A 13520-nucleotide genomic window follows, 5' to 3' on the forward strand; every position below is an offset into this window, starting at 1 on the left:
GGCACCACGCCCGCGTAAACTGGACTCACGCAAGTCCTCTAGCTGAAGGTGTTTCCCCATGGCCAACCACGGACGTCCTGGTGCTATCCGCAAGAGCAAGAAGGGACCCACCACCGGCACAGGCGGACACGGGCGCAAAGCCCTTGAGGGCAAGGGCCCCACACCCAAGGCGGAGGACCGTCCGTACCACAAGGCCTACAAGAGCAAGCAGCTTGCGGAACGTTCAGCCGCAAAGCGGCTGGCCGGACGAGCCGGCGCTGCGCGGTCCAAGGCAAAGCCGGGCGAGGAATACGTAACGGGGCGCAACGCCGTCGTCGAGGCCCTTCGCGCCGGAATTCCCGCAAAAGCACTTCACGTGGCCATCCGTATCGATGTCGATGACCGCGTTCGCGAATCGCTCCGAATTGCCAATGAGCGGGGCATTCCGCTGATGGAGACGGGTAAGCCCGAGCTGGACCGTATGGCGGACGGGTCCGTCCACCAGGGACTGATGTTGCAGATCCCGCCGTACGAGTACGCCGACGGACTGGACCTCGCCAGCGACGCCGTCGACAAGTGGAGGAAGGGCCACATCAGCCAGGCCCCGTTGTTTGTCGCTCTGGACGGCATCACCGACCCGCGGAATTTGGGCGCCATAATCCGGTCGGTCTCGGCTTTCAGCGGTCACGGCGTGATCGTCCCCGAACGCCGCTCTGTCGGAGTCACGGCGTCGGCGTGGAAGACCAGTGCTGGTGCTGCAGTGCGCGTCCCCGTCGCGCGCGTCGGCAACCTCAACAGCACGCTCAAGGCCTTCAAGGAGATGGGGATCTTCGTCCTCGGGCTTGACGGCGACGGCGACACCTCGCTTCCGGAACTCACGCTGGGCACGGAGCCCGTATGCCTGGTTGTCGGATCCGAAGGGAAGGGACTGTCGCGGCTGGTGGGGGAGAACTGCGATCAGATCGTTTCCATCCCGATCGATTCCGCCATGGAATCGCTGAACGCATCGATGGCCGTGGGCATCAGTCTCTACGAGATCTCGCGCCAGCGGGCAACCGAAGTCCGCTGAGAATCGAATAAGTCTCATGACCCTGTCCACCGGTCTCCCTCAACTATCGCAAGCCTTCCCACTGGGGGTGCGTCCGCTTGAGGGGGGCGCAGAAGGTCAGTACAACGTAGCGGTGTACGCGCCAGACCTCGACGCAGTGGCACTGCACTACCAGGACCGTCGAAGAAAGTGGCGCTCCATCGTCCTTCCGGAGCTTACGGACGGCGTCCACCACGGCCTGGTGGACGGGCTTGCGGAATCCGCCAAGTACGGATTCTGGCCCGCCGAGGTTGCAGCGCCGGGTAAGCCGGGTACTGCTCAGCTCCTGTTGGATCCTTATGGCCGGTCAATCAGCACGGTGCACGTCGAAGGCAACCCGGTGTACTTTTCGGTGCTCGTCGCTGCCGACTTCGACTGGGGATCATCCCGGCGCCCTTCCACGCGCTGGCGGGACACGGTCATCTACGAAACCCATGTGAAGGGGCTGACCCAGCTTCACCCGGATGTTCCGGAGGAGTTGCGTGGAACGTACGCCGGGCTCGCCCATCCCGCCATGATCGGGCACTTCACGGACCTCGGGATCACAGCAGTCGAACTGCTACCCATCCACTTCCATATTGACGAGCCACACCTCGGTCCCCTGGGCCTGACAAACTACTGGGGCTACAACACGCTCGGCTTCTTCGCACCCCACCCCGAGTACGCCACCGCTGCAGCGCGGAAGGCCGGGCCCAAAGCTGTGCAGGACGAAGTCAAGAACACGGTGAAAGCCCTGCATGAGGCCGGTATCGAAGTACTGCTGGACGTGGTCTACAACCACACCGCGGAGGGCCCGCAGGGCGGTCCCGCTCTTTGCTGGCGTGGACTGAGCGAGATGAAGTACTACCGCCATCACGACGACGGCAGGTACCTCGACACCACCGGTTGCGGGAATACGGTCAATTTCGCCGAGCCCCGCGTGATCCAGTTCGCGCTCGATTCTCTCCGCTACTGGGTGGACGAGTTCGGAATCGACGGTTTTCGGTTCGACCTCGCCGTGGCTCTGTGCCGTGACGAGAACCATCAGTTCACGCCGCGTCATCCGCTCTTGGTAGCCATCGGCGCAGATACCGTTCTTCGCGGAGTGAAGCTCATTGCCGAGCCGTGGGACGTGGGGCACAACGGATGGCAGACCGGCAACTTCCCGCAGGGCTGGGCAGACTGGAACGACCGCTTCCGAGACACCGCCCGTGATTTCTGGCTCGCAGACCAGGCCGCGCTGGCTGACGGACGGCGGGCGGGAACGATCGCGCGCCTTGCGAGCAGCCTTGCCGGCTCGGCTGAGGTCTTCGCCCGCTCGGGACGAAGCGCCATTTCCTCAATCAACTACGTGACTTCACACGATGGTTTCACGCTGGCGGACCTGACCGCCTACAACCGGAAGCACAACGAAGCGAACGGCGAAGCCAACCGCGACGGTCACAATGACAACCGCAGCTACAACCACGGTGTCGAAGGGCCTACGGAGAAGGAATCCATTCTCGCCGCCCGCTCCCAAACGGCCCGCAACCTGATGGCGACCCAGTTGCTGGCGCTGGGTGTCCCGATGATCACGGCCGGCGACGAATTCGGCCGGACACAGCTGGGCAACAATAACGCGTACTGCCAGGACAATGAGCTGGCTTGGGTGCACTGGAATCACGACGACGCCGCGACTACCATGCTGGACACCACGCGGGCCCTGCTGCGCATCCGCCGGGAATTCCTCACAGAGCAGCCGCCCGGCTATCCGGCGCGCGAGGAGCTGTCCTACCTCCTGTGGTTCAATGCCGACGGCGAGCCGATGTCCCGCGACCAGTGGTCCAATCCGGACTGCCGGCTTGTGCAGCTGTTGCTCGGTTCACCTGAAGGCGGGTTGAACGGGCTGGTGGTCATCAACGGACACCTTGAGAACCGTCCAATCACGTTGCCCAGGCCTGAGGCGCTTCGGCAGTTTGATGTGCTCGCCGGCCCGGATCAGACATTCGATCTCCGATTCACCACGGCGGAGGACAATGCCGAACGCCGCGGTACCCGCCTCCGTGCTGGAGAAGCGGACACCGCGGCGTCGAATTCCGTGACGGTCTACCGCGCCTAGGCGTTGACCACCAGGCCTAGTTCCGCCTTGGTGGCCAGGCTTTCGTGCCTTGGCAGCACTCGAACGGTGTAGCCGAAGGATCCGGAGTGGTCGATGACGATCCCGCCGCTGAACAGGTAACGCCCGCGGCCCAGGTCCTCCGAGACCTTGAGATCTGCGACAGCGACCTCATTCAGGTCATCATTCTCCAGGGCGCGGCCGTAGACCACTTCGACGTGAACGTCCTCGGGGCTGAGGCTCCCCAGTGAGACGTAGGCGTTCACAGTCAGAGAATCACCGATCTGCGGGTCCTCAGAGACGCCGAGGGAGTCGACGTGCTCCACCTGTACAGCCGACCAGCCGTCCTTGATCCGTGAACGCCACGAGGCGGTCTGCCTCGCGGAGGTGTAGCCCTCCCGAGCGGCTGCACGCCCGGAACGGCAGGCAGGCTGGTACAGCTGGCCGACGTAATCCTGCAGCATGCGCTCGGCGGAAACGGCCGGCCCCAGGTTCGCCATCGTGTGCTTGATCATGGCGACCCACTGGTGGGGGACCCCGTCGGAGGATGGCTGGGACGGGCCTGCCGCGCCCACCGATGCCGGTCGGACAGTGCTGTAAAACAGCGGCGCAACCTGCTCTTCGATCAGGTCGTAAAGTGCGGCAGCTTCGATGTCGTCGCGCTCGTCAGCTGACGCGCCGTTGTTGGCCGTGGGAATCGCCCAGCCGTTGTCGCCGTCGTACATTTCATCCCACCAGCCGTCCAGCACAGACAGGTTCAGGCCCCCGTTGATTGCCGACTTCATGCCGGAAGTTCCACAGGCCTCGAGGGGACGCAGGGGGTTGTTGAGCCATACATCGCAGCCGGGGAAGAGCGTCCGGGCCATAGCGATGTCGTAGTTGGGCAGGAAGACAATACGGTGGCGAACCTCCGGATCGTCCGTGAAGCGCACCAGATCCTGGATCATCCGCTTCCCCTGCTCATCGGCGGGGTGCGACTTGCCGGCGATCACGAGCTGGATCGGGTTCGTGGGGTGCAGGAGCAGCGCCTTCAGACGCTCGGCATCGCGCAGCATAAGCGTGAGGCGTTTGTAGGTGGGAACGCGACGTGCGAAGCCGATGGTCAGTACATCGGGATCGAGCACGTTGTCCGTCCACGCCAGTTCGGCATCGGCCGCGCCGCGCATCTTCCAGGAGGCCCGTAGCCGGGCCCGGACGTCGTCGATCAGGTTGGACCGCATGACGCGGCGGAGGCGCCAGATATCGGCGTCCTCGACGTCGTACACCCTCGCCCACTGCGGATCGAGCACGGACTCGGCGCCGAAGCTCTCCTTGGCGAAATCCGCGATCAGCGGGTCCACCCAGGTGGGGACGTGCACACCGTTCGTGACCGACATGATGGGCACCTCGCGTGCGTCGAAGCCCGGCCACAGGCCGGAGAACATCTCGCGGGACACCTCTCCGTGCAGCTTCGCCACGCCGTTGGCACGCTGTGCCAGTCGGAGCCCCATCACCGCCATGTTGAACTTGCTGTGGTCGCCGCCGTCGTAGTTCTCGGCACCGAGGTCAAGGACCCGCTCTGTGGGAACGGACGGCGCCAGACCGGCATCGAAGAAGTGCTGGATCTGGGCGCGCTCGAATCGGTCGATTCCTGCGGGAACCGGCGTGTGGGTGGTGAAGACCGTTGAGGAGCGGCCGGCGGTGAGGGCTTCCTCCCAGGACATCGGCTGTTCGTTCGAAGGGTCCATCAGTTCCCGGATGCGTTCAATGCCGAGGAAGCCCGCGTGACCCTCGTTGGTGTGGAACACCTCAGGAGCGGGATGGCCTGTCAGGCGCTCGAAGATGCGTAGTGCCTTGACACCGCCCATTCCCAGCAGCAGTTCCTGCTGCAGGCGCTGGTCACCGCCGCCGCCGTACAGGCGGTCCGTCACATTACGCGCGGCCTCGTCGTTGCCGGGCACGTTTGAATCGAGCAGCAGAAGCGGTACGCGTCCGACGTCGGCGCGCCAGATATGCGCGCGCAATTCCCGTCCGTTGGGGAGAGGAAGAACGACAGTTGCCGCGGTTCCGTCTTCCTCACGCAACTGGGTGAGCGGGAGGCCGTCGGGATCGAGGACCGGGTAGGTTTCCTGCTGCCAAGCATCACGTGAAAGGGACTGCTTGAAATAACCGGCCTGGTACAGCAGGCCGACGCCGACCAGCGGAACGCCAAGGTCCGAAGCGGCCTTCAGATGGTCGCCGGCAAGAATGCCGAGACCGCCGGAGTACTGGGGTAGCACAGCGCTGATGCCGTACTCGGGCGAGAAGTAGGCGATCGATCGCGGAGCATCTTCGCCGAGCGACTGGTACCAGCGCGGCTCCGAGAGGTATCGCTCGAGGTCCTCGCCGAGCTCATTGATCCGGGCAACCAGATCCTGGTTCTCCGCAATGCGGTGCAACTGCTCACGCGTCACTGAGCCTAGGAACTGGACAGGGTCATGGCCGCTGGCCTTCCACGCCTCCGGATTGATGTCATGGAAGAGACGCGCGGTGGGTAGATGCCAGGACCAGCGCAGGTTGCCTGCCAGCTTGCCTAAGGGAGCGATGCTCGGTGGAAGAACGGTACGGACAGTAAACCTACGGATTGCCTTCACGATGGGTAGGTTAGCGCACATTCGGGAGCTGAGGCAGGGAAAGCGGCGTCCTGTTTGTAAACGCTTGCAGCGTGACGCGCAACACTTCAGCCGTTTAGGAAGTCGCCTTAGCAATTCAGCCGAATAATGGATAACGTCTAGTCTGTGACCACTTCGAGCGAGGCGACACGTACAAGGGCAGGCGTATCCATGGGCGAAGAATTGCGGTTCGGGCGAATACCCATCACCAAGGTGTCACCGGTGATCGAGGGCGGATTGTTCCCCTCCAAAGCCATACCGGGATCGGACATCACCGTTGGGGCCACTGTGTTCAGGGAGGGACACGACCAGCTGGGCGTCTCAGCAGTGCTGTTCGACCCCTCGGGAACCGAGGTGCAGCGCGTACGGCTGGTGCCGGTAGGGCTTGGAACCGACCGCTATGAGGGCAGGCTCCGTCCCGCAGAGGTAGGACTCCACTCCTTCACTATTGAAGGCTGGGGCGACCTCTATGAAACCTGGCACCACAATGCCACCGTCAAGATTGCGGCCGGTGTCGACGTCGAACTGATGCTCGACGAGGGTGCCGCGTTGTTCTCCCGCCACGCGGACGCGCGTCCCGACCACGAACGGGACCTGTTCATGGCAACCGCAGGCCGCTTGAAAAACACCGAGCTGTCGATCGACGAACGGCTTGCTGCCGGACACTCGCATGAGATCCGCGCGGCGATCGAGCGGGAACCCTTGCGGGCCCTGGTTACGGCCTCGCGCGAGTACCCCATTCTTGTAGAGCGCGAGGCCGCGGGAAGAGGGTCCTGGTACGAATTCTTCCCCCGCTCGGAGGGCGCGTCCTACGATCATTCCACCGCGCAATGGACCTCGGGCAATTTCCGAACCGCAGCCGAGCGGCTGCCGGCCGTCGCACGGATGGGGTTCGACGTCGTATACCTTCCTCCTATCCATCCCATCGGACGTACGCACCGCAAGGGACCCAACAACACGCTGACCGCTGGTCCGGGAGATCCGGGATCCCCGTGGGCGATCGGTGCACCGGAGGGCGGACACGACGCCATCCATCCAGACCTCGGAACCTTCGATGACTTCGACGCATTCGTACAGCGGGCAAACGAGCTCAACCTCGAGGTGGCACTGGACCTGGCGCTGCAGGCGTCCCCGGACCATCCCTGGGTTACCGAGCACCCCGAATGGTTCACCACGCGCGTAGACGGATCGATCGCGTACGCCGAGAACCCGCCGAAGAAGTACCAGGACATCTACCCGATCAACTTTGATAACGATCCCGACGGCATCTACAACGAAGTTCTGCGGATCGTCCTCCTGTGGGTCAGCCACGGAGTTCGGATCTTCCGCGTGGACAACCCGCACACCAAGCCGGTGCAGTTCTGGGAGTGGCTCATCGCCCAGGTGAACAAGGACCACCCCGACGTCGTTTTCCTCGCCGAGGCCTTCACCCGGCCGGCCATGATGCATGCGCTCGGTCGGGCAGGCTTCCAGCAGTCCTACACCTACTTCACCTGGCGAAACACCAAGGAAGAGCTGGAGCAGTACTTTACGGAGGTCAGCCATGAGACGGCCGCGTTCTTCCGTCCCAACTTCTTCGTGAACACACCTGACATCCTCACGGAGTACCTGCAGTACGGCGGACCCGCAGCGTTCAAGATCCGCGCCGTACTCGCCGCTATGGCGAGTCCGCTCTGGGGCGTCTATTCGGGTTATGAACTGTACGAGCACGTCGCGCGCCCGGGCGCCGAGGAGTACATCGACAACGAGAAGTTCGAGTACCGGCCGCGGGACTACGAGGCCGCGGAAGCGCAGGGCCGCAGCCTTGCTCCGTTCCTTACCCGGCTCAACGAGATCCGTCGCTCCCATCCCGCCCTGGGCGACCTGGAGAACCTCACGATCCATCGGTGTACCGACCCGGCCACCATCGTCTTCTCCAAGCACAAGGAGGGCCTCGGCGAGGATGGCCAGGGCAAGGACACGCTGATCGTCGTCGTAAACGTCGATCCGCACAGTGCCCGTGAGGGAACGGTCTCACTGGACCTTGAGGCTCTAGGGCTCGGGGAGGGCGACTGGAATGAGGACGGCACCTACTGGGTCGATGACCTCATCTCCGGCCAGAGCTGGCAATGGGGGGAACACAACTATGTAAGGCTGGATGCCCACGTGGAACCGGCACACATCCTTTCCATCAGGAGGACGCGTTAGTGGCAAACCCGTTTCAGCTGCATGCTCCAGGCCTTGCACACGACCCTCACTGGTACCGCAAGGCGGTGTTCTATGAGGTGTTGGTGCGAGGTTTCGCGGACGCAAACGGTGACGGCTCCGGCGACTTCACCGGGCTCATCGACAAGCTCGACTACCTGCAGTGGCTTGGTGTGGACTGCCTCTGGCTTCCTCCGTTCTTCAAGTCCCCGCTGCGCGATGGCGGGTACGACATCTCGGACTATTACGACGTCCTGGACGAGTTCGGCAGCCTAAGCGACTTCAAGCGGCTGGTCGCGGAAGCCCACGCCCGTGGCGTACGGGTCATCATCGACCTTCCGCTGAACCACACCTCCGACAAGCATCAGTGGTTCGAGGAGTCACGGACCGACCCGGAAGGGCCGTACGGCGACTTCTACGTCTGGAGCGACACTGACGAGAAGTACCAGGACGCCCGAATCATCTTCGTGGACACGGAAGAGTCCAACTGGACATTCGATCCTGTGCGCCGGCAGTTCTTCTGGCACCGCTTCTTCAGCCATCAGCCGGACCTGAACTTCGAAAATCCGAAGGTGATCGAGGCGCTCTTCGACGTGGTTCGGTTCTGGCTTGATCAGGGCATTGACGGCTTCCGCGCCGACGCCATCCCGTACCTCTTCGAGGAGGAAGGGACCAACTGCGAGAACCTGCCCGCTACCCACCATTTCCTGAAGGACCTGCGTGCCATGGTGGACGAGAATTACCCCGGCAGGGTCATCATCGCCGAGGCAAACCAGATGCCGAACGACGTCGTCGAGTACTTCGGTGACGAAGACGGCGCGGAATGCCACATGTGCTTCCACTTCCCGATCATGCCCCGGCTCTTCTATGCCCTGCGCGACCAGAAGGCCGCACCTATCATCGAGACGATGGCCGAAACTCCGGATATTCCGGCCGGCGCCCAGTGGGGCACGTTCCTTCGGAACCATGACGAACTCACCCTGGAAATGGTCACCAACGAGGAGCGCGAAGCGATGCTCGGCTGGTACGCGCCGGACTCGAGGATGCGGGCGAATATCGGTATTCGCCGTCGCCTGTCGCCCCTCCTGGATAACTCGCGGGCGGAGGTCGAGCTCATTCATGCGCTGCTGTTGTCCCTGCCGGGAAGCCCGTTCCTGTATTACGGCGACGAGATCGGCATGGGCGACAACATCTGGCTTGAGGACCGTGACGCGTCGCGAACCCCCATGCAGTGGAACCCTGACAGGAACGCCGGTTTTTCAACAGCAGACCCCGGAAAGCTGTACCTGCCCGTGGTCCAGTCGCTGGTCTACCACTACAACCACGTGAACGTTGAGGCGCAGCTCGCCAGTTCCAGTTCGCTGCTCCACTGGATGCGGCAGATGCTGGCCGTCCGTCGTTCCCACCCTGCCTTCGGGCTTGGTTCCTACCGCAACGTTCCCACCGAGGCCGAGCCGGTACTCGCATTCATCCGGGAAGTAGCGGAGGGCAACGCCGAGGGTGAACAGCCCGAAGTGATTCTGTGCGTGTTCAACCTGTCCCAGCATCCCGTCGCGGCACGGCTGCACCTGCCCGAGTATTCGGGCCGGGGTCTGCGGGATCTCTTCGGCGGAACTCCGTTCCCGGCCTTCGGCGAGGAAGGCGACCTGACGCTGACCCTGGGCAGCCATGACTTCTACTGGTTGAGGCTGCGGTCCGCCAGTTCGAACGTTGCGTCCCCGCACACCGAAGCCCTTCCCGTAATACAGATTTCGGAGGCAGTACAGTAATGGGCACATTGACGCCATCCCTTTCTGAACTCCTGACAGGCTGGATGTCCACTCAGCGCTGGTTCCCCGCCAAGGGCAGAGACCTCACAATCAGCCAGGTCGGCGGATTCAGCCTGGAAGACCCCGCGGGCGAGGTTGGTCTGGAGGTTTACCTCGTCGCCGTTGAATCGGGGCGGCGAACGGATGTCGTCAACGTGCCGCTGACCTTCCGGACTGTGCCGCTGGCGGGAGCAGAGGCAGGGCTCGTGGGGGAGGCGAACCATCCGGACCTCGGAACCTGCTACGTCTACGACGGCACCCATGATCCCGTGTTCATCGCTGCATGGACCGAGCTCATCCGCACTGGGGGCAAAACGGCCGACGGCGGCGCTGAGGGCACTGCCCTCGGCGATTTCGGCTCAACTGCGCCGGTGCAGCCCGCGGCCGACATCTCGGTGCTGGGCGGCGAACAGTCGAACACTTCGGTGGTGATCGATGCCGGCGGCACCCCGATGATCCTGAAGTTCTTCCGGGTGTTGGCAGCGGGAGAGAGCCCGGATGTCCAGGTCAGTGCCAAGCTGACGGCAGCGGGCTCCAAGGACGTGCCGAACACTTTTGGATGGGTAATGGGCTCTTGGCGTGACGCGCAGTCGCAGAGCGAACGAACCACCGGGCACCTTAGTGTCCTCCGCGAGTTCATTCCGGGAAGCAGGGACGCGTGGCGAAATGCAGTCAGCGCCCTGGAAGCCGGTCGTAGCTTCACAGGCGAGGCGTCGGAACTTGGCCGCGTTATCGCGCGGATCCACCTCCAGTTGGCCAAGGCCTTCGGCAGCCGCAGTGCAACTGCCTCTGAAACCGATGAATTCCGGGATTCCCTGGCGGGTCGTATCGAATGGGCCTGGCGGGAAGCAGGATCCGTCGTCGGGCCTTACGACGGACAGATCGACGCAATCCTCACCGAGGTGAAAGGGCTGGATAACCTCCCTGAACTGCAGCGGATCCACGCTGACCTGCATCTCGGACAGATTCTTGCAACGCGCGACGGCGGCTGGCTGGTCCTCGATTTCGAGGGCGAACCGCTGCGGCCGGCCGCCGAACGGAGCGTCCCGGACGTTCCCATCCGGGACGTAGTGGGGCTTGTGCGTTCGCTGGAGTACGCGGCCGGGATCGGAGTGCATGAGTCCACTGTTTCCGCAGAAGCCGCGCAGACATGGTCCGTCGAAGCGGTCGATGCGTTCCTCAAGGGGTACTCCAACGAGGCCGCAACAGCGGTGGACCGGGACGGTGCACTCTTCCGCGCTCTCTGGCTCGATAAGGCGCTCTACGAGGTTGTGTACGAGCTCAGAAACCGCCCGGATTGGGTGGACGTGCCGGTTGCGGCAGTCCGCCGGATGCTGAAGGGTGGAGGATCAGAGCCGGGGCACACGTCAGCCCAATCCATCGGGACGAAAGGAACAACCGTGGATTCTGCACAGCAGCAAGAGACACGAGAGTCGCTGGACAACCCGATTCCTGTCGACCATGACATCCTGCACCAGGTATCCGAGGGCAGGTACTACCAGCCACACGCCGTCCTAGGTGCGCATCTGGATCAGCATGGCCACGTCACCATCCGTACTCTCCGCAAGCTCGCCGATAGCGTGACGGTCGTAACGGGCAACGGTCGCGTGCGGTTGAATCATGAACACAACGGTGTCTGGGTGGGAGTCCTCGAGGCTGAGCGGGCTGGTCACGTACCCGACTACCGTCTTGAGGTTACGTACGGGGGCGAGCCGCAGACAGCGGACGACCCGTATCGATTCCTGCCAACGCTCGGCGAAATCGACATGCACCTTATCGCCGAAGGCCGGCACGAGACGCTGTGGACTGCTCTCGGGGCGCACGTGCGGCGTTATGCCTCCGCCCTTGGCGAGGTGTCGGGCGTCAGTTTCGCAGTATGGGCACCCAATGCCCAGGCGGTGCGTGTGAAGGCCGATTTCAACGGCTGGGATGGCTCCGTCCATGCCATGCGCTCGCTGGGTAGCTCCGGTATTTGGGAGCTGTTCGTGCCCGGCGCCGAAGCAGGAGCCTGCTACAAGTTTGAAATCCTTGGCAGGGATGGGCAATGGCGGGAGAAAGCCGACCCCATGGCTCGGGGAACAGAGGTTCCGCCGCTCACAGGGTCGCGCGTGGTTGAGTCGCGCTACTCCTTCGGTGACGACACCTGGATGCAGGAGCGCAAGACAAAGGACCCGCACAACGGGCCGATGAGTGTCTACGAGGTCCACCTCGGCTCCTGGCGGCTAGGGCTGAATTACAGGCAGCTCGCCGAGCAACTGGTGGAGTACGTGACCTGGCAGGGCTTTACCCACGTCGAACTCATGCCCGTTGCGGAGCACCCTTTCGGCGGCTCCTGGGGTTATCAGGTGACGTCCTACTTCGCACCAACGTCACGCTTCGGCCATCCGGACGATTTCAAGTATCTGGTGGACAAGCTGCACCAGGCCGGCATCGGCGTCATCATGGACTGGGTCCCCGCGCACTTCCCGAAGGACGAGTGGGCGCTGGCCCGTTTCGACGGCGAAACCCTGTACGAGCACGGTAATCCCCAGCTCGGCGAGCACCCGGACTGGGGCACGCTGATCTTTGATTTCGGTCGACGCGAGGTACGGAACTTCCTAGTTGCCAACGCCCTCTACTGGTTGGAGGAGTTCCACATCGACGGCCTGCGTGTCGACGCAGTGGCATCGATGCTGTACCTCGACTACTCACGTCAGGACGGCCAGTGGCAGCCGAACCGCTACGGCGGACGGGAGAACCTTGAAGCCATCTCATTTCTCCAGGAAGTCAACGCGACGGCTTACAAGCGCGTGCCTGGGATTGTGATGATCGCTGAGGAGTCAACAGCGTTCGACGGCGTCACGCGCCCCACGTCGCACGGTGGCCTGGGTTTCGGGATCAAGTGGAATATGGGCTGGATGCATGACTCGCTTCAGTACATCTCCGAAGACCCGATCAACCGGATGTACCACCACGGCAAAGCCACGTTCTCGATGGTGTACGCGTATACCGAGAACTTCATGTTGCCGATCAGTCATGACGAGGTTGTTCACGGCAAGGGCTCCCTGCTTCGCAAGATGCCAGGGGACCGTTGGCAACAGCTTGCGAACGTCCGCGCTTACCTGGCATTCCAGTGGGCGCACCCCGGCAAGCAGCTGATTTTCATGGGCTCAGAGTTCGCCCAGGAATCAGAATGGTCCGAACAACGCGGCCTGGACTGGTGGGTTGCCGAGACCATCCCTCACAAGGGAGTGCAGGAACTCGTTCGGAAGCTCAACACGGTTTATCGCAATACGCCGGCGCTGTACGTCCGCGACAACGATCCCTCAGGTTTCCAATGGATCAACGAAAACGACGGCGCCCGCAACACGCTGTCCTTCATTCGTTGGGACACCCAGGGCAACCCCGTTGTTTGTATCGCTAACTTCTCGGGGGCGCCTCATGAGGGGTACCGGGTTGGGATGCCCTGGGCCGGTCAGTGGACGGAACTGCTCAACACCGACGCCGAGGAGTATGGCGGTTCAGGGGTAGCGAACGTGGGCACCATTGAGGCTATCGAGGGGGCGCAAAACGGTCTGCCGGCCTATGCCGACCTGCGGGTGCCGCCGCTTGGTGTCCTGTACCTGACACCAGCCCAGGGGTGAGTGTTCCGGCTCGCGCCGGACGGTAGCAAAGCTGTCCCCGGCGGTGGATTTACAAATCCGCCGTCGGGGTGCTAGAGTTTATTCCCGCGCCAACGAAGACCTTGTGTCCGGCCGACATTCACAACACGCGAAGCC

Annotated in this window: 6 protein-coding genes; 5 read left to right on the forward strand and 1 reads right to left on the reverse strand. The window is 63.0% G+C overall.

Annotated elements, in window-relative coordinates; genetic code table 11:
* Nucleotides 1-58 precede the first annotated feature (58 nt).
* Together rlmB and glgX are read left to right on the forward strand one after the other, a co-directional pair.
* Nucleotides 59-1048: a 23S rRNA (guanosine(2251)-2'-O)-methyltransferase RlmB gene (gene rlmB / locus GC088_RS02125; RefSeq protein WP_323960271.1), complete on the forward strand. Its 990-nt coding sequence runs from the start codon at nt 59-61 to the stop codon at nt 1046-1048.
* A 16-nt stretch (nt 1049-1064) separates the two neighbouring features.
* The gene (gene glgX / locus GC088_RS02130; RefSeq protein ID WP_323960272.1) at nt 1065-3143 is read left to right on the forward strand and encodes a glycogen debranching protein GlgX; all 2079 of its coding nucleotides are present in this window, start codon (nt 1065-1067) and stop codon (nt 3141-3143) included.
* On the opposite strand, the gene glgP is transcribed toward glgX, so the two are convergent.
* Nucleotides 3140-5752 (reverse strand): alpha-glucan family phosphorylase, encoded by a 2613-nt coding sequence (gene glgP / locus GC088_RS02135; protein WP_323960273.1) that lies wholly within the window; start codon nt 5750-5752, stop codon nt 3140-3142. The genes glgX and glgP overlap by 4 nt on opposite strands.
* A gap of 189 nt (nt 5753-5941) precedes the next feature.
* Here glgP and GC088_RS02140 point away from each other — a divergent pair, with 189 nt between their 5' ends.
* Genes GC088_RS02140 through glgB form a run of 3 tightly spaced genes read left to right on the forward strand, consistent with a single transcriptional unit; the run spans nt 5942 to nt 13385 of the window.
* Complete coding sequence (locus tag GC088_RS02140; RefSeq protein ID WP_323961881.1) at nt 5942-7957, forward strand: alpha-1,4-glucan--maltose-1-phosphate maltosyltransferase; 2016 nt, start codon at nt 5942-5944, stop codon at nt 7955-7957.
* The gene (gene treS, locus GC088_RS02145) at nt 7957-9723 is read left to right on the forward strand and encodes a maltose alpha-D-glucosyltransferase (protein WP_323960274.1); all 1767 of its coding nucleotides are present in this window, start codon (nt 7957-7959) and stop codon (nt 9721-9723) included. Before GC088_RS02140 ends, treS begins: the two co-directional genes overlap by 1 nt.
* Nucleotides 9724-9767: 44 nt before the next feature.
* Nucleotides 9768-13385 carry a 1,4-alpha-glucan branching protein GlgB gene (gene glgB / locus GC088_RS02150; protein ID WP_323960275.1) on the forward strand — a complete coding sequence of 1206 codons (3618 nt, stop codon included), beginning with the start codon at nt 9768-9770 and terminating at the stop codon, nt 13383-13385.
* Nucleotides 13386-13520: the final 135 nt, after the last annotated feature.

It is taken from the genome of Arthrobacter sp. JZ12, from assembly GCF_035189165.1.
GTDB lineage: Bacteria > Actinomycetota > Actinomycetes > Actinomycetales > Micrococcaceae > Arthrobacter_D.

Coding starts and splice junctions, on each gene's coding strand:
- glgX (WP_323960272.1), top strand. CDS start 1,065: ATGACCCTGTCCACCGGTCTCCCTCAACTATCGCAAGCCTTCCCACTG.
- GC088_RS02140 (WP_323961881.1), top strand. CDS start 5,942: ATGGGCGAAGAATTGCGGTTCGGGCGAATACCCATCACCAAGGTGTCA.
- rlmB (WP_323960271.1), top strand. CDS start 59: ATGGCCAACCACGGACGTCCTGGTGCTATCCGCAAGAGCAAGAAGGGA.
- glgB (WP_323960275.1), top strand. CDS start 9,768: ATGTCCACTCAGCGCTGGTTCCCCGCCAAGGGCAGAGACCTCACAATC.